At 57.3% G+C, this 22,488-nt stretch carries 18 protein-coding genes and 1 pseudogene; 7 read left to right on the top strand and 12 right to left on the bottom strand.

Annotation, left to right across the window (positions count from 1 at the left end):
* Positions 1-101: 101 nt before the first annotated feature.
* Positions 102-590, bottom strand: coding sequence for an Lrp/AsnC family transcriptional regulator (locus KW841_RS04100; protein ID WP_102675000.1), 489 nt, complete (start codon positions 588-590; stop codon positions 102-104).
* A 244-nt stretch (positions 591-834) separates the two neighbouring features.
* Positions 835-1,650, bottom strand: coding sequence for a PaaX family transcriptional regulator C-terminal domain-containing protein (locus tag KW841_RS04105; protein WP_256357699.1), 816 nt, complete (start codon positions 1,648-1,650; stop codon positions 835-837).
* Between the two features lie 128 nt (positions 1,651-1,778).
* Between KW841_RS04105 and KW841_RS04110 the strand changes: the two genes are divergently transcribed.
* Complete coding sequence (locus KW841_RS04110) at positions 1,779-3,443, top strand: isovaleryl-CoA dehydrogenase (protein WP_218473799.1); 1,665 nt, start codon at positions 1,779-1,781, stop codon at positions 3,441-3,443.
* A 32-nt stretch (positions 3,444-3,475) separates the two neighbouring features.
* Positions 3,476-4,978 (top strand): o-succinylbenzoate--CoA ligase, encoded by a 1,503-nt coding sequence (gene menE, locus KW841_RS04115; protein ID WP_218473801.1) that lies wholly within the window; start codon positions 3,476-3,478, stop codon positions 4,976-4,978.
* Positions 4,979-5,066: 88 nt separating this feature from the next.
* On the opposite strand, the gene KW841_RS04120 is transcribed toward menE, so the two are convergent.
* A complete protein-coding gene (locus KW841_RS04120) occupies positions 5,067-5,513 on the bottom strand; it encodes a hypothetical protein (protein WP_218473803.1) in 447 nt (148 codons plus the stop codon).
* Positions 5,514-5,777: 264 nt separating this feature from the next.
* On the opposite strand from KW841_RS04120, the gene KW841_RS04125 reads away from it, so the two are divergent.
* Together KW841_RS04125 and KW841_RS04130 are read left to right on the top strand one after the other, a co-directional pair.
* Entirely contained in the window at positions 5,778-6,857 is a 1,080-nt protein-coding gene (locus KW841_RS04125; protein ID WP_007971549.1) for an HAD family phosphatase, read from the top strand.
* A 223-nt stretch (positions 6,858-7,080) separates the two neighbouring features.
* Complete coding sequence (locus tag KW841_RS04130) at positions 7,081-8,739, top strand: arylsulfatase (RefSeq protein ID WP_218473806.1); 1,659 nt, start codon at positions 7,081-7,083, stop codon at positions 8,737-8,739.
* Positions 8,740-8,780: 41 nt separating this feature from the next.
* Here the strand turns inward: KW841_RS04130 and KW841_RS04135 are convergent.
* From KW841_RS04135 to KW841_RS04175, 9 genes and pseudogenes are all read right to left on the bottom strand, one after another.
* Positions 8,781-9,280: pseudogene (locus KW841_RS04135) on the bottom strand (LysR substrate-binding domain-containing protein); the annotation flags it as partial.
* Between the two features lie 200 nt (positions 9,281-9,480).
* Positions 9,481-10,899, bottom strand: coding sequence for an aldehyde dehydrogenase family protein (locus KW841_RS04140; RefSeq protein WP_218473809.1), 1,419 nt, complete (start codon positions 10,897-10,899; stop codon positions 9,481-9,483).
* 12 nt (positions 10,900-10,911) lie between these two features.
* Positions 10,912-11,952 (bottom strand): homoserine dehydrogenase, encoded by a 1,041-nt coding sequence (locus KW841_RS04145; RefSeq protein ID WP_218473811.1) that lies wholly within the window; start codon positions 11,950-11,952, stop codon positions 10,912-10,914.
* A gap of 115 nt (positions 11,953-12,067) precedes the next feature.
* Entirely contained in the window at positions 12,068-12,505 is a 438-nt protein-coding gene (locus tag KW841_RS04150; RefSeq protein ID WP_104448105.1) for an Lrp/AsnC family transcriptional regulator, read from the bottom strand.
* Positions 12,502-13,890 (bottom strand): threonine synthase, encoded by a 1,389-nt coding sequence (gene thrC / locus KW841_RS04155; RefSeq protein ID WP_218474547.1) that lies wholly within the window; start codon positions 13,888-13,890, stop codon positions 12,502-12,504. Before thrC ends, KW841_RS04150 begins: the two co-directional genes overlap by 4 nt.
* Positions 13,891-13,908: 18 nt before the next feature.
* Positions 13,909-14,799 (bottom strand): LysR substrate-binding domain-containing protein, encoded by an 891-nt coding sequence (locus KW841_RS04160; RefSeq protein WP_218473813.1) that lies wholly within the window; start codon positions 14,797-14,799, stop codon positions 13,909-13,911.
* 51 nt (positions 14,800-14,850) lie between these two features.
* Positions 14,851-16,287, bottom strand: coding sequence for an amino acid permease (locus tag KW841_RS04165; RefSeq protein WP_218473816.1), 1,437 nt, complete (start codon positions 16,285-16,287; stop codon positions 14,851-14,853).
* 136 nt (positions 16,288-16,423) lie between these two features.
* The gene (locus tag KW841_RS04170) at positions 16,424-17,692 is read right to left on the bottom strand and encodes a cystathionine gamma-synthase family protein (protein WP_218473818.1); all 1,269 of its coding nucleotides are present in this window, start codon (positions 17,690-17,692) and stop codon (positions 16,424-16,426) included.
* Positions 17,693-17,928: 236 nt separating this feature from the next.
* Positions 17,929-18,429, bottom strand: a complete 501-nt coding sequence (locus KW841_RS04175; RefSeq protein ID WP_007974741.1) for an Lrp/AsnC family transcriptional regulator — start codon at positions 18,427-18,429, stop codon at positions 17,929-17,931.
* Between the two features lie 119 nt (positions 18,430-18,548).
* On the opposite strand from KW841_RS04175, the gene KW841_RS04180 reads away from it, so the two are divergent.
* From KW841_RS04180 to KW841_RS04190, 3 genes are all read left to right on the top strand, one after another.
* Positions 18,549-19,583, top strand: coding sequence for a histone deacetylase family protein (locus KW841_RS04180; RefSeq protein ID WP_218473820.1), 1,035 nt, complete (start codon positions 18,549-18,551; stop codon positions 19,581-19,583).
* 50 nt (positions 19,584-19,633) lie between these two features.
* Positions 19,634-20,689: an ornithine cyclodeaminase gene (locus KW841_RS04185; protein WP_218473822.1), complete on the top strand. Its 1,056-nt coding sequence runs from the start codon at positions 19,634-19,636 to the stop codon at positions 20,687-20,689.
* 164 nt (positions 20,690-20,853) lie between these two features.
* Positions 20,854-22,269: an amino acid permease gene (locus KW841_RS04190; protein WP_218473825.1), complete on the top strand. Its 1,416-nt coding sequence runs from the start codon at positions 20,854-20,856 to the stop codon at positions 22,267-22,269.
* Positions 22,270-22,488: the final 219 nt, after the last annotated feature.

Raw genomic sequence — 22,488 nt, forward strand, 5'->3', positions numbered from 1 at the left:
TCCGCAAAGACGGCGATGCAAAAGATTGAGATAGCCCGTGTGCATTGCACTTGCTGCGGGATGCGCGGGCATTTACCGCAGATTGTGCAGGTCGCTCGCCGTCACTCCCGCCAAATCAGATTCTCTAGTGGGTAGCCGGCAAACCACTTGGTTTTGTCGAGAATGATGTTGCTGCTGATTTTCAGGATGTTGGGGTTTTCATCCAGCAGCTGCTCACAGAGCGTGTTGAAATCGGTCACGGTGGAACAGGTGGCCAGGGCAATGTAGTCGAACTCGCCATCGACCTTCAGGCAGTCGACCAGTTCGCGACGCTTGGCAATGAAGCGCTCGAACTGAACACGCAGATGCCCCGCATGATCGCGCAGGCTGAACATGACATAGGCCATGACATTGATACAGATCGCATCGATGTCGATCGAGGCCATGTAGGCGCGAATGTAGCCGGCATCCTCCAGTGCCTTGGTCCTTTGCAGGCAGGCGCTGGGGGAGAGATTAATCTTCTCGGCCAACTCCAGATTGCTGATACGAGCATTGCTTTGCAGGTTTTCGAGGATTGCCCGGTTGATACGATCCAACTTTACTTTTTTCATGTCGCCTCTATACCAATCAACCATCACCCCCAGGATCCAGGGAATGCAGGTGCCCCGCCATCAGTCGCGTCATCATTGGCACCCTCCGCAAGTCCATCGCTCAAGAGTATTGATCACCGATCAAGTGGAGCACAGCGTTTTCTCCTCAGGTGTTGCAACGGCCTGCCTTGATCGGGACACCGTCCGAAGCGTGTTTGTCGACCTGCCATCGCTGCAGCCGGCAAACGAAACCATCGTCCGGGTTTCATCTACCCTGGGCGAGAAAGTCGCGCCAGATCTGGTGGCCGACATCGTCATATCGCTTGACCAGCTCGCGGAAGGAACGACGGTGCGCGGAGTCCACCAAAGGCTCAGGAAGCATCGGATCGAACACGATCTGGCGCATGGCCTGGTCCCCCAGCACATACGACTCACGGGCAGCGTCCTCAATCGGCATGCCGGCCAAGCGCGCCATCGACGCCTGCAGCGTGCGTTGGCCGTCGCTGTAGGTTTTCTGCAACTCACTGGCGTCCCACAGCAAACGGGCCCGGGCGTCTCGCTGCGGATCGAACTGCTGCGCCTGGAACACCGCCGTCGAGTTTTCCACGCCCAGTGACAGCAGACGTTCGCGTGTGTGCGTCACTCCGCCGACCAGGTTATCAGGGCGGATAAACAACCCGTCATCCAGTTCGCGCAAGCCCACCAATCCGAATGCGCGCTCTCGGGCACGCAATGCTTTGCGATCGCTGCGGCCCAGGGCCGCCGTAAGCGCCACCACCCAGCTGCCATCCCACTCGCGCAGACGCGTTTCGGCCTGACGCCAGGCGCCTATCTCTTCGCCCAGCGCTCTGCCGGCCTGGCCAAGACGGTAGGCGCCGCGCACGACAGTTTCGATCAGTTCGGCGCTCTGCAACCGGGCAAGGGCAACGCGTGTGTTGTTCGCAGACAGACCGAACAAAGCGCAGGCGCGCACGGCGCTGGTGACATCCAGCTCACCACCTTCGACAACCAGGAGCAATTTGAGGATCAACTGACGCGGCGTTGGCGTCGGGTTTTCGAGCTCGTCTGAAGCGGGTTCCAACAAGAAACAGTCCTCCCTTCCAGGCACGATTCGGCACGCACCTGATGAATGATCGTAAATTACAGTGATTGACATAAAAAATACATTGAGTGTAATTTTCTCCGGACCTATCACGGAGAAACCCGCTCATGTCTGCCGCAATCCAGCCAAAGCTCGACACCCCGTTTTCAACCCACGAAGTTTTCAATCAGCCGCAGCCGTTGCCAGCTTACAACGCCTGGGACAGTGATGTCCCACTGCGCGAAGCGGTGCGAGTGAACGGCGGCGACTGGGCACAGGCACAGTTATCGGCCCATGGCGCCATGAGTGGCGGCGAGCAAATGGAGCTGGGCGAGCTGGCCAATCGCAACAAACCCGTGCTCCATGCCTTCGATCGCTATGGCCGGCGCATTGATGAGGTGCAGTTCCATCCCGCCTATCACCAGCTGATGCTCAACGCGATGCGCGGCGAGGTACACAGTTTTTCGTGGAACCACTCGGGGCAACCCGGAGCCCATGTGGTGCGCGCGGCCTTGTTGTATCTCAATGGCCAGGCAGATGCAGGCACCTGCTGCCCGTTGACCATGACCCACGCCGCCATTCCGGCGCTGTTGAACACCCCTGAGCTGGCAAAAATCTGGATCCCCAAACTGACCGCCCGGGACTACGACCCACGTCCCCTACCCGTCGAGCAAAAACGCGCCTGCACCATGGGCATGGGCATGACCGAAAAACAGGGTGGCTCGGATGTACGCAGCAATACCACCCAGGCCCACCCTCAGGCCGATGGCAGCTTCAAACTGGTCGGTCACAAGTTCTTCTTCTCTGCCCCCATGTGCGATGCGCACCTGGTACTTGCGCAGCTCGATGGGCGCGTGAGCTGTTTTCTGATGCCGAGAATCCTGCCCGATGGCTCGCTCAATGCCGTGCGCATCCAGCGCCTCAAAGACAAGTTGGGCGACTGGAGCAATGCGTCCTCCGAAGTGGAGTTCCAGGGCGCCACGGCCTATCTGGTCGGTGCTGAAGGTCGCGGGGTGGCGACCATTCTGGAGATGGTCGCGCTGACCCGTCTGGACTGCGTGATCGCCTCTTCGGCACTGATGCGCCAGGCCCTGGTGCAAGCGCTTAACCACGTCAGCCAACGACATGCCTTCGGCCATGTGCTGATCGAACAACCGCTGATGCGTAACGTGCTGGCCGACCTGGCGCTGGAGAGTGAGGCCGCCGTGGCCTTCACGATGCGCATCGCCCGCGCCGTGGATGCCTCGCCGAACGATCCGCAGGAAGCGGCCTTCGCTCGTATCGCCACGGCCATCGGCAAGTACTGGATTTGCAAACGCACCCCGGCGTTCGTCAACGAGGCCCAGGAATGTCTGGGCGGGATTGGCTTTGTCGAAGAAAACATCCTGCCGCGCCTGTACCGCCAGGCACCTTTGAATTCCATCTGGGAAGGCAGCGGTAACGTGCAATGCCTGGATGTGCTGCGCTCATTGCACAAAGACCCGGCAGTCAGTGAGGCCTTGTTTGCCGAACTGCAGAGCGCCGCAGGCCTGCACCCGCTGTATGACAGCCACCTGCAGTGGCTGCACAACGCATTCCAGGACATTGGCAACCTCGAGGCCCGCAGCCGTCTGGTGGTGGAGCGCACCGCGCTGGCAATCCAGGCCGGGCTGCTGCTCAAGTCAGGCAATAACGAGATTGCCGACATCTTCTGCCGGGCACGCCTGGGCAACGAGTGTGGATTCGCCTTTGGCAGCCTCGATTCCAATGCACCGCTGAGCACCTTGATCGAGCGCGCCATGCCCCGTCTCTGAATTTGGCCATAACAATAAAAAAGGAGAACGCCATGAGCGTACATTTAGGACGGTTGCTGGCACAGCGCGCCGACTTGACGCCAGACCGAGAAGCGCTGGTTTCACCCACGGGAAGATGGACCTTCGCCCAGTTCGACGCACGCTGTAATCGCCTGGCCAATTATCTGGTTGCACAGGGCGTGGCCGAAGACGATCGCGTGGCGGTCTATTCAAAGAACAGCGAGTTTCTCGCCTGCGCGCTGTTTGCCGTAGCGAAGGCCGGCGCCACGTTGGTGGTACTCAACTGGCGCCTTCAGGCGCCCGAGCTGAGCTACATCCTGGCCGACAGCGAACCGGCAGCGCTGCTGTTCGAGGACGCGTTCGCACCCACCGTCCGGCAATTGGTAGCTGACCTTCCAGGTCTGACCCTGATCAACAAAGGTACCGGACAAGCGCCAGGCGCCTACGAGCGCATCACTGCCGATACCAGCCTGGACGCACCGCTGTTGCTGGGCCGCGGCGGTGATGCCCCTGCGGTGATCATGTACACCTCGGGCACTACCGGAAAACCCAAGGGCGCTTTGCTCTCCCACGCTGCATTGATCTGGACCGCGCAAAGCAACAGCGCCACGCTGGAGTGGAATCAGGACCACCGTTTTCTACTGATCGCCCCGATGTTCCATATCGGCGGACTTTCACCCATGCTGACCAACGTGTTCAAAGGTTGCACCACGGTGCTGCTGCCTGACTTCGACCCCACAGAAGTCTGGGAGGTGATCGCTCGCGAGCGCATCACCAGCCTGATGACCGTGCCAGTGATGCTTCAGGCATTGTTGACCCTGGCGAAAAAACAGGAAGTCGATAGCAGCAGCCTGGTTTCCGTGACCTGCGGCGCCTCGGCAGTTCCCCTCAGGCTAATCGAAGACTGCCTGGCCATCGGCGTGAAGGTGCAGCAGGTGTACGGCATTACCGAGTTTTGTGGCGCGGTGACCTTTTGGACCCAGGAAATGGGCCTCGCCCATGCCCACTCCCACGGCAAGGTGCTGATGTTTGGTGAGGTCAGAATCGTCGATCCGTCCAGCCTGGAGCCACTGGCCCCCGGCCTGGACGGCGAAGTCTGGTGTCGTGGGCCGATGATGTTTTCCGGCTACTGGCGTAATCCGCAAGCCTCCCAGGCAGCTATTCACCAAGGTTGGTACAGAACCGGTGACATCGGCCGCATTGACGAGCATGGATTTCTCCACGTTGTGGATCGCCTGAAGGACATGATCATCAGCGGTGGCGAGAACATCTACCCGGCAGAACTGGAGGCGGTTATTGCCTCGTTGCCAGGTGTCGCCGAGGTCGCCGTCGTCGGTCAGCCTGATGCGCGATGGGGCGAGGTGCCAGTAGCCTTCGTCGTTGCCGCGTCGCCAGGCGCTACCAGTGAGGCCGCGATCATCGAGGCCTGCCGCCTGCGTCTGGCTGGTTTCAAGTGCGTGAAGTCGGTGCAGATGATTGACACCCTGCCCCGCAGTTCGGTGGGCAAGGTTCTGAAGCGACAGCTGCTTGCATGAGCCCAAGCAAGTGCCGCTGAACATCAGCGGCACTTGCTCACGCGGCAATCGCGTTGGCGACGCTTGGCTTACCGATCAGCGAAAACGTTCAGCGAGCCGCTTGTGCGATATCCCCGCAAAAAAGATCGACGCTGCCATCCTCAGGTGTCGTGCGCACGACAACGGAATATTGACCGGACAACAGATCCGACACAGAAACCGGAGCAACTCGCTCAAACCTCCAACCTGTCTGAGCACTACGCTGAGTGGTAATCCTGTCATTCATCTCGTAAGCCACCGGCCCTGGCTGGTGGCAGTTGCCTCTGTTGACGAACGTGTAAATGCGCAACGGCATGGTGGTTCCTGTCGGGACGCCAGAGATATAGAAGTTGAAATTACTTTCGTTGTCCACGTCGGTCAGCGTCGTATTGGCGATCTGGCCGGCATTCTGCTCGGTGGCTTTCAGGGGAAGCGTCACCGACTGGGTGGATGAACGGGTACAGCCCGAGAGACTTACTGTGACCAGTAGCGCTGTCAGTGGGATGGTGTAATTCATTGACAACCTCGATCGGTTGAAGAAGTGCTGGGTGGAATATTGTGTATAGCTGATTAGCTCATGTTGCACTCCCCCGGAATGTACTTCTCAGACATGCCCCATCCCGTGCCGCTCCTGCATTGAGCAATGTCTCGATCCGAGTGCAGAAACAACAATTATTCCCAAACCCACTACACTGGTTTGCGAACTGACTGCTGTAGTCATCGCCAGAGTGAGCAGCCATGTAACCGCCAATGATTAATCCATCCACCGTAGGTGAACTTCATGAACCTCATGATCCTGGCGCAGCGTACCTGGAACTCCGCAGTCACTACGACCCGCCTTTGCTCGCACGTTGAACGCCACCATGGCGCGCCCCTCGTCGTACTCGGGCTGAGCCTGATCGCGTCGACGGCGGTGTTCGCGGCTGACCCTTTGGCATCCTGGAATGACGGGCCGGCCAAGCAAGCCATCGTGGAATTCGTCAAGGCGACCACCCAGCAAGGGGGTAGCCAGTTCGTTTCGCCAGCCGAACGCATCGCGACCTTCGACCAGGACGGCACGTTATGGGTCGAACATCCTGCGTATAGCCAACTGTTTTATTGCCTGAGTCGCGTTCCTGAGGTGGTCAAGGCAAAACCGGAGTTGGCCAGCGCCGAACCCTTCAAGACGGTACTGTCGGGCGACCGCGCCGCCATGGCAAAACTGACCCTCGATGACTACCTGAAAATCGCCATGGTGACCCTCAGCGGCATGCCTACGGATGAGTTCAAGCAGCAAGTTCGTGCATGGCTGGCCGAAGCCCGCGACCCTCGCTGGAAGCGTCCTTTCACCGAACTGACGTATCAGCCGATGAAAGAAGTCATGCAGTACCTGCGTGACAATGGCTACAAGACCTACATTGTGACCGGGGGTGGTCAGGACTTCGTTCGCGCCTATTCCGAGGAGATCTATGGCGTGCCTGCGGAACAGGTCGTCGGGAGTGCTGGCGCAACCGAGTATGTCTACGACAAGAGCGGTAAACCGCAGTTGATCAAGCAACCCAAAGTAGTGCTCAACGACAACGATGCCGGCAAGCCAGAGAACATTTATCTGATGACGGGCCGTCAGCCAAACGCGGCCTTCGGCAACTCCACCGGCGACAAGCAGATGCTGGAATACACCAAGGCCGGCCAAGGCGCGCGGCTGGTGATGCTGGTGCTGCACGACGACGCCGAGCGCGAATATGCCTATGGCCCGGCTCAAGCATTGCCGGAGACCAAGGTAGGCACTTTTACGCAACCCCTCTATGACCAGGCAAAGCGAGATGGCTGGACGGTCATCAGCATGAAAAAGGACTGGAAGAAGGTATTTGCATTCGAGTGAAACACCGCTGCAGGTGAATTCAACGTATGAGCAAATACCCCGCTGAGCCGTAAAAGCCGCACTAGACTCCTTCGTGCGCCTTACTCCTTACAGGGGCATGCAACAACAGAAGTCATGATCTGTAAGCAGTACCTGGGCTAATTGCTCGGTGGTCAAAGCACGTGGGTCAATGCAGTTGTGCACTCATCACCGGCCAACATCATGAAACAACGAGGTTGCTGGCATGGATAAGCTATCGGATCGTTTCAAGTTGTCTGTCGTGTTTGCTGCACTGTTGTCATTGAACGGGCTTGCCCACGCCGCTCAAACAGAAAAAACCAATATCCTGTTCATCGTTTCCGATGACACCGGCTATGGCGATCTGGGTCCGTACGGAGGCGGGATCGGGCGCGGCATGCCAACGCCCAAGATCGATGAGTTGGCGGCAGAAGGTGTCACTTTCTACTCCTTCTATGCGCAGCCGAGCTGCACGCCTGGTCGGGCGGCCATGCAAACCGGGCGCATCCCCAATCGCAGCGGCATGACCACCGTGGCGTTTCAAGGTCAGGGCGGTGGTTTGCCAGCCGCCGAATGGACGCTGGCATCCGTGTTGAAGACCGGCGGCTATGACACCTACTTCACCGGCAAATGGCATTTGGGCGAAGCCGACTATGCGCTGCCCAATGCCCAGGGTTATGACGTGATGAAGTACGTCGGCCTGTATCACCTCAATGCCTATACCTACGCGGACCCAACGTGGTTCCCCGACATGGATCCGGAAACCCGCGAGATGTTCCAGAAGGTGACCAAAGGCGCGTTGTCCGGCAAGGCCGGCGAAAAACCGGTTGAAGAGTTCAAGATCAATGGCCAGTACGTGGACACACCCGTCGTGGACGGCAAACCCGGGGTGGTCGGCATTCCGTTCTTTGATAACTATGTCGAAAAAGCTGCCCTTGAGTTTCTCGACACGGCGGCCAAATCCGACAAGCCGTTTTTCATCAACGTCAACTTCATGAAAGTCCACCAGCCGAATATGCCGGCCCCGGAGTTCATTCATAAGTCCATGTCCAAATCCAAATACGCCGACTCCATCGTCGAACTCGATACCCACATCGGCCGCATCATGGACAAGCTCAAGGCGCTGGGCCTGGATAAGAACACCTTGGTGGTTTACACCACTGACAACGGGGCCTGGCAGGACGTTTATCCGGACGCCGGCTATACCCCGTTCCGCGGCACCAAGGGCACGGTGCGTGAGGGCGGTAACCGGGTACCGGCCATTGCCGTCTGGCCAGACAAGATCAAGCCGGACACGAAAAACCACGAGATGCTCGGTGGCCTGGACTTGATGGCGACGTTCGCCTCTGTGGCTGGCGTGAAGCTGCCGGAGAAAGATCGCGAGGGGCAGCCGATCATCTTCGACAGCTACGACATGACGCCAGTACTCACCGGTAGCGCCCCTTCGCCGCGCAAGGAGTGGTTCTACTTTACCGAGAATGAACTGTCCCCAGGTGCGGCCCGTGTCGGGAACTACAAAGCGGTATTCAACCTGCGCGGCGACGATGGCGCCCAAACGGGCGGTCTCGCCGTGGACTCGAACCTGGGTTGGAAAGGCGCACAGAAATACGTGGCCACCGTGCCGCAGGTCTTTGACTTGTGGCAAGACCCGCAAGAGCGCTATGACCTCTTCATGAACAACTTTACCGAGCGTACCTGGACCATGGTGCCGATCTCGGCAGCGATCATGAAACTGATGAAAACGTACATTGATTACCCGCCACGCAAACTGCAAAGCATGGGCTATGACGGACCGATCGAGCTGTCGCAGTACCAGAAATTCCAATATGTGCGTGATGCCCTGAAGAAGGAAGGCATCAACCTGTCGTTGCCAAACGGTAACTGATCAATTCACCTGAAAAATGGCGGCCTCAGCAGAGGTCGCCACGTTTCGAGCCGCAGCGGCCAACGCTCCAGCTTTCCGGTCGCGGGGAATTTTGCAGCAGACATGAATGGCGTTCCAGTTCACGCGGATAAGTGGGTACACCATGCCGCTTGAGATACGTCGACGACGCCACCAGAACATGTGCGCAAGAACCCAGGCGGCGCGCGGTCAAGCGAATATCGGTTTGCTCGCCGGTGCGTATCACCGCGTCGAACCCCTCCCCGATCACATCGACCATGCGGTCACAAAAATGGATATCCAGTTCGACTTCCGGATACCGCTCCATAAACCCCTCAAAAGCCGGCATCATAAGGTCGCCGAGTGCAGGCGTGCCCACCCGAAGACGTCCACGTGGACTGCCAGCCAGGCCTGACAGCTCGGACTCTGCTGCGGTGACTTCACTGAGGACGCGGCGGCAGCGCTCAAGGAACAGGGTCCCCTCGGCCGTCAGCATGATGCTGCGTGTGCTGCGATGAAACAGCCGCACATGCAAGCTCGGCTCCGAATGAAACCCGGGCAACAAAAAGGGCCCTCTCAGGCCCTTTTGTACGTAAACCAAAATCACTTGGTCAGCCAAGACTCAACGCTCGCGGCGCCATGCCAAGTTCGTCCGATGCACTTCCATTTTTTAGCACCGGGGGACATCGGGCTTCAGAAAAAGCGTCCACCCGATGTGAGCCGATGGCAATGTACTTCGCAGGTTCAATCCAACTCACTGATGCAAACCACTTTAGGCTGCGTCATGTCTTCATACGCAAATCGAACACCTTCGCGCCCCAGACTTCCGTACTTGAAACCACCGAAAGGCATGGCATCGAAACGATAATCGGAAGAGTCGTTGATCATCACGCCCCCCGCTTCAATCTGACGCGCCAGTTTCAAAGCCTTGGAAATGTCACGTGTGAAAAGACCGGCGTGCAAGCTGTACTCTGTTGCGTTGGCCAGAGCAATGGCGTCTTCCAAATGGTCAAAAGGCTCCAGGATAACCACCGGCGCGAAGACTTCCTGCTGCCAAATCGTACTGCCATGGCTCACGTGCTCAAGCACGGTCGGCGCATAGCTTCCCCCTTGGCGATGGTGCCCACACAGCAGAACCGCCCCCTCGGCCAGCGCTTCATTTACCAATTGCTCGGTACGACGTGCCGCCTGCTCGGTAATCATCGGGCCTACATCCGTTGCTCGTTGGTGAGGATCACCCACTACCAAGGCGCGCGTTTGGCTGACAAAACGCTCACGGAAGTCCTCATAAATTGAACTATGGATAAGGATGCGCTGCGTACCGATGCAATTCTGCCCTGCTGCCCAGAAGGCACCCGACACGCAAGACTCCACGGTCGGTTCCATATCACAATCTTCAAGCACGAGAACCGGGGCATTTCCTCCGAGATCCATTGCCAGCTTCTTCAACCCGGCACTACGAGCGATGGCCTCTCCTGTTGCAAAACCACCCGTAAAGGAAATCATCCGAACTTCGCGAACCTCCACCAATGCTTTACCCAAGTCGATGCCACCCGTAGCCGGGGTAATCACAGAGGGTGGAAGACCCGCTTTCACCAGGCACTCGACGAGCTTGAGTGCAGACAACGGCGCGAGTTCCGAAGGTTTCAAAATCACCGCATTGCCACCGGCGATTGCCGGGCCGAGTTTATGGGCGACCAGATTCAGCGGATCGTTATAGGGCGTGATTGCGACGATAAGTCCCAAGGGTTCCCGCGTGAACCAACCTTGACGCGATTCCGATCCTTCATAGGCCCCGAATGGAATCACTTCCCCGGCGTTACGACGCGCCTCCTCCGCCGATAACTTCAACGTGTTCACGCAACGCTTCACTTCCTTCTCTGCTTGCCGCAGCGTTTTTCCCGCCTCTGCAACAATCAACCTGGCGAATGCATCAGACTCAAGCTCCACACTTCGAGCGGCATCCTCAAGAATGCGCGCACGTTGGTGACGAGGCATTGCCGCGCTCTCGCGAACGCCGATTCGCGCGCGTTCCAGCAAGCCAGGAACTGCAGCGGCATCAAGGCAAGGGACACTCCCTACCAAGCGACCATCGAATGGACTGAACACATCAATCTGTTTGGCTTCAACAAGCTGGATACTGGCCATGCTGGATACGCTCATGACTATCTCCTGTTATTTGCCGTGGGCGGTGTGGATGGCGACGATGTCCGACAGCAATGCGAAGGCCGTCTCGATACGCCCTGCCCCAGGCCCGGACACCGTGACAGCTCCCAGCAACTCGGTATTGAACGACACTGCATTCGTGGCGCCGGCAATACCCGCCAGGGGATGCGAATTCGGCAGCAGCCGGGCCTCGACACTCGCTCGAACCGAACCATCGGCTTCACGATCGGCTGAGCCAATCAGTTTCCAGCTCTCCCCATTGGCACTTGCCTGAGCGATATCCTGCGCGCTGATATTGCTGATGCCTGAACAGGCTACGTCACTGACATTCAGTCGTGCATTCAGAAGTTCGTTGGCCAGGATGACCACCTTGAGGCGTACGTCAAACCCTTCCACATCGGCGGTTGGATCTGCCTCGGCGTAACCGAGTTGTTGCGCCTGTACGACGGCATCGTTGAACGCCAGGCCGTCTTTCATTTGGCTGAGCACATAGTTGGAAGTGCCGTTCAGGATGCCTTCGAAGCCCTGTACGTTGGCACCCGCCAAGGCCTGCTTGGCCAGACGAATCACGGGCGTGCCACTCATCACCGCCCCCTCGTACTCGAAAGCGACCTGGTTGCGACGAGCCAATGCCTTGAGTTCGGCACCGTGCAGCGCAATTGGGCCCTTATTGGTGGTCACTACATGAATGCCACTTTCCAGGGCCCAGCGGCAAAAGGTCGTGGCGGGCTCGCCATCCACCGGATTGGTGAAGGTGGCCTCGGCGATGATGTCGGCACCGGAATGCTTGATCACGGTTTCGTTGAAGGCCTCGGCATTGCCGCCGGGCAGTTGAGCGAGTGCGCCTTTCTCGATCGGTAGCGCGACCAACTGCTTTGCATCCAGACCGTCTTTGGCAACGATGGAGCCGAGGAACAGATCGGTGACACCGACAATTTTAATAGTGAAGCCCAGGGACTCTTTCCACTGGGCATTACGATCGGCGACCAACTGGGCGAAGCCACGGTTCACGCCACCAAACCCTACCAAGGCAATTTTGTACTCAGTCATGAAAGCTGTTCCTTTATTGATGTTGTTCGACAGGAACATCCTAAGAGCCGGGCTTTGGCAGTTGAATATGGCAGTCTGCTCTATTAATTGGGCATTTTGCCCAAGCTCATTTTCTTTAAAACACTGCAGAAAGGACAAACGAGGTCACGGTGTTTTCCACCCCTGGCATGGCCGCGATTTCCTTCCACACAAGATGGACACGCTCCGGTGTGGCGGCATTCACGCGCAGCATTAAATCGAACTCACCACTGAGTACTTCACATTGCACGACTTCGGGAATGGAGCGCAGCGCAGCCAATACGGCTTCGCCACGCATGCGGTCGTAGCGGTAGACGAAGATCACCGCACTGATAAGCGACGCAGGCCGCCGCGACTCACCGAGAAGCACCGTATAGCCCTGGATCGCACCGTCGCGCTCAAGACGCTCGATGCGCTGGCGCACCGCATTGCGCGACAAGTTGATCTTGGCACCCAGTTCGATATGGGCTATTCGCGCATTGGCGGTCAGTTCGGCCAGTATGCGTTCATCCAACGGATCCAGAATGCGTTTCATACAGGCCTCTGCTGCGCCAGACAAAGCGCCTGGCACAGCCCGTCCAGATCGCCCTTGGCCAGGTACGGTGGTTGCGCGAGCACCTCGACGGTCGTCGGAACGCTTGCATGCCAGACGCCCAGCTCGGCCAACAGCGCCGCCGACTTGGCCGGCGCAATTTGCCCGAAGGTGACCATCGGCGCGCCCAGGCTGCGTCGATGAAGCCTGCCCGCCAGTACCCCAACAGCGGTGTGAGGATCGATGGCCGAGCCCGTCTCGCGGAACAGTTCGACGACCTCATCACGCACCTGGGATTCGTCTACCGCATAGGAATCGAAGAGTACGCGAGCACGCAGCCATTGCTGGTTGCCGATGCTCATTTCTCCGCAACCTTCAAAATGCTCCATCAGCGCTTTTGTCGAGCCGGCATCGTGCTCGTAAATCTCCCAGATAAACCGCTCCAGGTTGGAAAACAACGAGAAGTCCATCGCCGGCGATACTGTTCGATCAGTCATCCGGGTGGAGTAGCGATTGCAATGAAAAAACTGGTGCAGGGCATCATTGCTGTTGGTCGAAATGATCACCTGATTGATGGGTAATCCCATTTTCTGCGCAATGTAGCCGGCGTAGATCTCGGCCGAGCTGGCCGCTGGAACGCTAAAGCCAACGGGACGCGAGCCACCGCCCAGTTGCAAGGCCGCGTGGAAGTAAAAAACGATCTGGGCCAGGACGCCGATCCAATTGGTCGAGTTGAAACAGATCGGCATCACGGCGTCCAACGGCCACTCACGCAAGAGTCGGGAGACCAGCAGCTGGCAATCATCGAAATTACCGTCAACCGCAAACAGCTGGACTCGCTGCGGGTCGGCTGCCTGCAAGGCACTGAGTTGCTCAGGCGCAAGACCATCGCGCGGATACAGTATCGCCATGCGGGCGAACGGGCAGTCAGTAAAGGCTTCAAGCGCAGCAAGGCCCGTATCACCGTTAGTTGCCCCCACCACCAACGCTTCTTTACCGACCTCCTTAAGAAAATGCTCGACCAGGCGCGACTGCAATTGCGCGGCGAAATCCTTGGAAGAACGGGTCGGGCCATGAAACAGCTGGAGTATCCACTCGTTATGCCCTATCTGCTCAAGCGGCGTAATGGCGCGGTGCTTGAATTGTCGATAGCTGTCACTGAGCAAGCCACGCAGGGTACTTTCGTCTATGGAAGAGCCAACAAAAGGCGAAATCACTCGCCAAACCAACTCATCGAACGGCAGCCACGACCAGCTGGCAATCTGTTTCTCAGTGAATACCGGCAAACTGGCTGGGACATAGAGACCACCGTTTTCGGCGAGCCCCGACAGAACCACACTGCGAAAATCCGCCCGCATCTCACCGCCGCGTGTGCTTACATAATCCATGACCACTCCCAATCGGTATTACAAAAGGCGATGGGCTTGAGCCACCAGCCAGGTAGAAAAATTTGCGGCATCAGGCGATAGCGCTTCGCTCTGTTCGTGCACCAGATAAAAAGATTCGCTGGCCTCGATTCGGTTACTGAATGGCGCAACCAATTGCCCGCTCTTGAGCAAATCCTCGACCACCGAAGACCGTGCCAGCGCAACGCCCTGCCCCAATTCAGCCATGCGGATCGTGGAAATCAGCGTGTCGAACTGAAGGCCACGGGAATAGTCGACGTCGTCTGCACCCACTCGCTTTAACCAGTAACCCCAACCTTCTTCGTAACCCAACACGTGAAGCAGGGAATGGTTCATCAAGTCGCGTGGCTCATGTATGGGTGAGCTGGCCATGAGCTGTGGGGAGCAAACAGGCTGAAGGATGTCCCAGGTCAATCGCTGAGCGTGCAAACCCGACCACTCACCGCATCCCCAGCGAATCTCCAGGTCATCCTCGCCGTCCGGTTCTTTCACCCAGATATTGCTGATATATCGAATATCAATCTGGGGATACTCCCGACAAAAATCTGCGAGCCGGGGGGCCAACCAATAGTGAAGAAAGGAAAGGCTGCCACGCACCTTCAAATGTCTTCGATTGTGCTGGCCGAAAATCTCGTTGGTGCCGACGGCAAGGCGACTGATCGCGTCTTGGACAACAGGCAGGTACGACTGCCCTTCCTCGGTCAAGCCAAGCCCTCGGGGCAAGCGCTTGAACAGCGCCACCCCGAGGTGACTTTCCAACTGACGGATCTGCTGACTCACAGCCCCTTGCGTCAGATGGAGCTCTTGCGCCGCGTGGGTAAAGTTCAGATAACGCGCCGATACTTCGAACGCCCTCAACCAGTTCAAGGGGGGTAGTGACTTTTGACTCATCGGCGCAACCTCATCAGGACTTTATCTATGCTCAATCATTGCCTGAGAAATTCACGCGGTGCCAGAGGATTGAGCAGCTGCGGCCAAAGCCAACCGCTCGGCCCTCTTGTTTCGGGTGATCCAGTAAACGAAATAACACCACGCGATAAAGGGCAGACCGAAGTAAAGCGCCACACGCTGCTCAGGATCAAAAGCGATACCCACACAGGCCAGCAGACAACACAACAGTGCACCGATCGGCACCCATGGATAGCCGCGCACACGGAAATGCAGGTCTTCAACTCGCCCGCCATTAGCGACGTATTGGCGACGGAACGCGATCTGGCTTGCAGCAATGCTCATCCACACGACGACGACCGCCAGACCGGAAATGGACACCAGGGCCAAGTAAACCGTGTCAGGGGCAAACACACTGCTGAGCAGAGAAGCCGCTGCACCCGCCATGCTAAGCACGATGGCGTTCACCGGTGTGCCCCGACTGGAAAGCCTGGCGTAGCGCTTTGGCATATGCCCTTGATCGCTCAATGTCCACAGCATGCGCGAGGCTGCATACAACCCCGAGTTAGCGGCGGAAATCAGTGCCGTGAGAATGACGAAGTTCATGATGTCGGCAGAGTAAGGAATGCCAATCAGCTCAAACACCATGACGAATGGACTTTCTACGAGCCCCGCTTGCTCCCGTGGCAGTAACGTCGCAAGGACGAAAATTGTCCCCACGAAGAACAGCGCCAAACGTACCACTGTCGTGCGGATAGCCTTGGGCACGCTGGTTTGTGGATCCTGTGCTTCACCTGCCGCAATGCCGATCAGCTCGGTTCCGGAAAATGCGAAGGATACCGCCAGGAGGGTCATGGCAATGGGCAGGAACCCGGTGGGGAACAGCCCTTCACGTGTGAAGTTGGAAAGTCCCGCCCCCTGCAAACTCTGTACTTGCAAAAGTCCGAATATTGCCGCTCCGCCGATCGCAATGAAGGTGATAACGGTCAGAACCTTAATCAGCGAAAGCCAAAATTCAGTCTCCGCAAACAACCGGACAGAGACGACATTGCTGATGAAGACTGCAAGGGCAAACAGCGCACTCCAGATCCAGACCGGTGTGTCAGGAAACCACCGAACCATCAGTATGCCCGCCGCGGTAAATTCTGATCCGATCGCTACTGCCCATGTGAGCCAGTAAAGCCAGGCCACTGTATAGCCTGTGCCTGGGCCCAGGTATCGCGTTGCGTAGCTACTGAACGATCCGGTTTCCGGCATCTGCACAGCCAACTCACCGAGACAGACCATGACCAGATACACCATCACCGCACCGATGATGTAAGCGATCACCGCACCGAGCGGCCCTGCCTGATTAACCGTGTATCCAGAGGTCAGGAATAATCCCGTACCGATCACACCGCCCAGTGCCAACATCACGATGTGGCGTGTTTGCATTTCCTTTTTGAAACGCGAGTTTGGATCAGGCTGATTATCTTCGATATGCGTGGACATAGTTTTATTCTCATGAAATGTTCGGACAAACACCTTGTAACCGGCTGTTGGGCAGTACAATTTTGTCGTCGCTGGATTTTATTATTTTCATTCTTCATGAAGGGCTTAAGATGAATATCGAAAGTCCTGCCCGTATTCAGGCTTCTACTTCAATGAAACGTTGGGCACTGTCAGCGTGAAAGTTTGCATCACCTTGTTTACTTCGCACTAAAGCGAAGGCTTGTTTTAGATCAGCCAATAAATCTGCTGAGTCCTCAATACCTACGGACACTCGAACCAAACCTTCGGAAATGCCAAGTGCCTGACGCTCTTCCAAGGTATTTTCCACGTGACTGGTCGTCCGTGCCGGCCCATAAATGGTCTCGACAGCGCCCAGATTACCCGCCCGATGCGCATATCTGAGCAGCGGCAGCAAACGAGTCACGGTATCCATTCCTCCTTTGAGCACGAAGCTGACGATGGCGCCGAACCCGTTCATTTGCGAACGAGCGATGTCATGACCTGGATGTTGAGGCAACCCCGGATAATTCACCGACTCGACCAGCGGTTCGGTGCAGAGGTACTCGGCCAAAAGTTGTGCGCTCGCCTGTTGCTGGCGAAGACGCAGGGCCAGAGTCTTGATGCCCCGGATAATCAGATACGCCGAAAAAGGATCCAGCGAGGCACCATTGATTTCGCGGTAATGGCGAACTTGAGACATCAAATGCTCAGCGCCGCACACCACGCCACCGAGTACATCACCATGACCGGACAGGAATTTGGTCGCGCTGTGCACAACCACATCAACACCTAGAGCGAGCGGATTCTGATTCAGCGGCGTCGCGAATGTATTGTCCGCAACCACCAAAGCACCCACTCGCTTCGCCGCGGCCACAAGGCGCCGAATATCAACGATTTTCAGCGTTGGGTTCGTGGGTGTTTCCAGGTACAGGACGTTGCAGCCTTTCGCAATCTCCTGCTCAAGCGCCACAGTGTCGAGCGTATCGCAAAGGGTTACGTCCACACCCATGCGTGGAAGAAACTCCTCAAAGATCTTGTTCGTGCCACCGTAGCTGTCACGTGTAGATATCACGCGCTGCCCATAGGACAGGAAGGTGTGTAGCACACCGCTGATTGCGGCCATTCCGGTACTGAAAGCGACAGCCGACTCCGCGTTTTCGAGCTCACAGAGTTTATCTTCCAGGACAGAGACAGTGGGATTGCTCATCCGGCTGTAAATGAAGCCCGGCTCCTTTCCCAATGCCACGTCATACCACTTATCGATATCGTCATAGCCATAGGCGGCACTGACCACGATGGGGGTCTGGGTCGCATTGTACGGATGTTGAACCTGCTCTCCTCCCCATACGACTCGAGTCCCCATCCCAACCTCTGAAGCCTGGACGGCGCGTTTCTTGTTTTCCATTAAATTGTCTCGCATCAAGGGAAACACGACCGTGTTCCAAGTGGGCTTGGGAGGACTATAAGGAAGGCTCAAGCTGGTGAAAAATCATGATATCTGGGAGTAAGGGGTGCTTTTTTTAATGGCTAGCGGCGAGGTATCACGAGCTTGGGTGTGCCGTACCAAGGCCAGGAGATGACCTGCAAGGACTTGCAAGCCCCCTACCCAGGCAACAAGAAGTACAATTTCCCCCTTCCCTTTCAGTCCTTGCTCAACTTGGGTATCGCAATTCGGCTGCTGGTCTTGACCTCGCGTAAAGCCAGGCTGGACTGAATTGACGCAATACCCACCTGACGCCTCAGCACCTGCTCGATAAAGTCACTGTAGCTATCAAGATCCTCTGCCAGCACTTGCAGCACGTAATCGGAATCACCAGTGATCTTGTGACAGGACAGCACTTCGGGCAGTTGCGCGATCACGGCTTCAAAGGCGTCCGGAGCGTGATCGGCATGGGTGGAAAAACGGATGTGCACGAACGCCATGATGTCCAGTCCCAGCATGCGTCGATCGAGGTTGGCCTGATAGCCCTTGATGACACCCGCTTCCTCCATTCTTTTACGCCGTCGCCAGCAAGGCGTCAGGCTCAACGACAAGCGCTCGCTGAGCTCGGCGTTGGAAATGCTCGCATCTTCCTGCAACAACGTGAGTATCGCCAGGTCGGTCTCGTCGAGACTGATGCGTTTGGATGATTTTTTCTGCATTACGCCATTCCTGAGTAAAAACGCCCGAACAATCTGCAGAACCGCGAAAACAAAGCAAAGAAATCGCATCCCGGCCAGAACAGAATATTTGCACTGGTTCACAATAACGGATGCGCAGAATGTTTACAGTTTTCAGTGATTCTCACCGCTTGCACCACGGTACCGAATTGAAAGATGGCGTGCTCAAGCCGTCCTTCGAACAGCCCAGCCGAGCCGACACTGTCCATAGTCGGGTCAAGCAGGTCGGTCTTGGCCAGATCGTCGAACCGCGTGTGTTTGACCGCTCGTGTTACGTCAACGCACACAGCGAGCGCTACGTCAGCTTTCTGGAAAACGCCTGGACAGAATGGTGTGCAACCGGACGTACTCATGATGCCCTGCCACTGGTATGGCCGGTTCGGGATCTGGCCAGCGAACAAGTGCCGACGTTCATCGACGGCAAGCTCGGTTTCTATGCCATGGATGCCGGCTCGCCCATTACCGCCACGACCTGGCAAGCGGTAAAAACCAGTGCCGATATCGCCCTCACCGGTCTCGCGCTGATCGATGAAGGCCACGACAGTGCCTTCGCCCTGTGCCGCCCGCCCGGCCATCACGCCGCGCGTGAGTACATGGGCGGCTACTGCTATCTGAACAACGCCGCCATTGCCGCACAGCAGGCCATTACCCAGGGCGCCCGGCGTGTTGCGGTACTGGACGTCGACTTTCATCACGGCAACGGCACGCAGAACATTTTCTACGGGCGCAGCGACGTCATGTTTGTCTCGCTGCACGGCGAACCTGCGGTGTCCTATCCGTACTACTCGGGCTACAGCCACGAAGTCGGCGCGGGGCACGGCGAAGGTTACAACCTGAACTATCCGCTGCCGAAGAACACCACCTGGGAAAGCTACTGCAACGCCCTGCTCCACGCCTGCAAAAAACTTCAGCAGTTCGCCCCTGAGGTGCTGGTCATTTCACTGGGCGTCGACACGTTCAAGGACGACCCCATCAGCCACTTCCTGCTGGAAAGCGAAGACTTCATCGGCATCGGCGAGCTGATCGCGGGTGTGGGCTGCCCGACCCTGTTCGTGATGGAGGGTGGCTATATGGTCGATGAAATCGGGATCAATGCGGTCAACGTGCTGCATGGTTACGAGAGCAAGCGCGCCTGAGTCATCCCCTGCCCCACAACGTCGCCATTACTTAACCGGAGAATAACAACATGACTCTTTTTATAGACGTCGACCATGCCGCACGCTTGTTCGCCAACGTGGGAATCCGTCGGGCAATCCGCGAGATGGCCGTTTACATCGAAGCTGACTATTCACGCTGGGCACAGTTTGACAAGTCGCCGCGCACCGCCAACCACTCGGCCGACGGTGTGATCGAGTTGATGCCGACCGATGATGGTCAGCAGTACTCGTTCAAATACGTCAATGGTCACCCGGAAAACGGTCAAAGCAACTTGCTGACGGTCATGGCCTTCGGTGTCCTGGCCGATGTCCACAGTGGCTATCCAACCCTGCTCAGTGAACTGACGCTGACCACCGCAGTGCGCACCGCCGCTACCTCTGCCTTGGTCGCGAAGTCCCTGGCGCGCCCGGATGCAAGCATCATGGCAATCATCGGCAATGGCGCCCAGAGCGAATTTCAGGCCCTCGCCTTCCATGAAATGCTGTCCATCAAGGAACTGCGCATATTCGATATCGACCGTGACGCCTCGCTCAAGTTGAAACACAACCTGTCCGCATTCCCGGATATCGAGGTGATCCTGGCCAGTTCGGTGCAGGAAGCGGTCAAGGGCGCGCATATCGTCACCACCGTCACCGCAGACAAAGCCTACGCAACGATCCTGACGCCCGAGATGATCGAGCCCGGCATGCATATCAATGCCGTCGGCGGTGACTGCCCGGGGAAAACCGAACTGCACGCCGACATCCTGCGCAATGCCCGGGTCATCGTTGAGTTTGAACCTCAGACCCGGATTGAAGGCGATATTCAACAACTGGAGGCCGACTTTCCCGTCGTCGAGTTCTTCCGGATTGTTCAGGGCGAAGTACCGGGGCGCGAGAGCGACGCACAGGTCACCGTTTTCGATTCGGTGGGTTTTGCCCTGGAAGACTTTTCGTCACTGCGCTACGTGCACGACCTGGCGCGCGAGCATGCCATCGGCGAGCGCATCCACCTCGTGCCGACACCGGCCAACATAAAAAATCTCTACCAGTTGCTCGATCAGTCGCCGGCCATCGCACCTTCGCGGCTGCGCACAGTCCGCTGATAACCCAAAGGGGGTGCCCCTGTGCAAGTAGCCCGGAGGCTCGCCCCCTGCCCACCCTGCCACCCGCAAACCAGCACCGTCACTAGCCGTTGCATCCCAAACAAGAACCCTCGACACCCACTTTTCTGCCAAAACTCAAAAACATAAAATCAAGAGGTTTTGTAATGAAATCGATTCCGTCCGGGCTGCCTGAACAGCCCGCGCTGCAGCGCACCCTCAGCAATCGTCACATTCAGTTAATGGCCATGGGAGGCGCCATCGGGACAGGCCTGTTCATGGGCTCCGGGAAGATCATCGCCCTCTCCGGCACGTCGATCATCCTCATCTACATGATCATCGGCCTGTTCGTTTACTTCGTCATGCGCGCCATGGGCGAACTGTTGCTCTCCAACTTGAACTTCAAAAGCTTCGCGGACTTTGCCGGTGCCTACCTTGGTCCGCGAGCGGCGTTCTTCCTCGGCTGGTCATACTGGCTGAGCTGGAGCGTCGCGGTGGTGGGCGACGCCGTCGTGGTCGGCGGATTCTTTCAGTACTGGTTCCCCGATGTACCCGCCTGGATACCGGCCATTGGCATGCTACTGACGCTGTTCGCCTTGAACGTACTGACCGTCAGGCTTTTCGGTGAAGTGGAGTTCTGGTTCGCGATCATCAAGATCATTGCTGTCGTCACCCTGATCGGCGTCAGCATGGTGATGATTGCCAGTTCCTTCGTCTCACCCAATGGCGTCACTGCATCCCTGAACCACCTGCTGGATAAACAGGCAGCCTTCCCCAACGGCCTGTTAGGTTTCTTCGCCGGTTTCCAGATGGCAATCTTCTCATTTGCCGGCACCGAGCTGATCGGCACTGCCGCCGCCGAAACCCGTTCCCCCGAGAAGACCCTGCCTAAAGCCATCAACTCGATTCCGCTGAGAATCATCCTGTTTTATGTACTGGCGCTGGCCTGCATCATTGCAGTGACTTCCTGGCAACAGGTTTCGCCCAACAAGAGCCCCTTCGTCGAACTGTTTCTGGTTGCGGGGTTTCCCGCGGCAGCAGGTATCGTCAACTTTGTAGTGCTGACGTCTGCCGCCTCATCGGCCAACAGTGGCGTGTTTTCATCCAGCCGCATGCTGTTCGGACTGGCCAGTCACGACAATGCGCCAGGGATTTTTCGACGGTTGTCGGGCAATAGCGTGCCGCTGCTGAGCCTGGCGTTCACTACGCTGCTGATGTTGGTGGGTGTGTTGTTGCTGTTCATCGTCCCGCAAGTCATGACCGCGTTCACGATCGTCTCTACAGTGTCGGCGATCCTGGTGATTTTCACCTGGTCAACCATCCTCGCATCGTACATTGCCTATCGCAAAAGCCGGCCCGACCTGCATGCGCAATCGGCCTACAAGATGCCTGGCGGCGTACCGATGGCCTGGTTCTCCCTGGCGTTCCTGGGCTTTGTTCTTTGCCTGCTGGCACTCAGACCTGACACCCGTATCGCTTTGATGGTCATGCCGGGGTGGTTCATCTGGTTGGCAATTGCCTACCGTTTGACCCATTCCAGGAAGCACAAACTGTCCGCGGGTTCGGCAAGTCAATACAGTTGATGTTCAGTTGGTGCCTTGACGTGCCAATGCAATGAAACGCGTTTGACCCAGGCGCCATTGGTTGAGCACCTGCAGTCAGAGAAATGCAAACGCAGGCCGTCAAGTAACACTGACGGCCTGCTCTGCGGGAGCTTTAGGCAAGTCGTGTCTGCTCACCGACGTCACTGCTCATCATGATGTGAATCACGCACCAGGCAATTGGCTGCTACGAACGCATCT

It is taken from the genome of Pseudomonas sp. PDM28, assembly GCF_019219115.1.
In the GTDB taxonomy this organism is placed as follows: domain Bacteria; phylum Pseudomonadota; class Gammaproteobacteria; order Pseudomonadales; family Pseudomonadaceae; genus Aquipseudomonas; species Aquipseudomonas laurylsulfatiphila.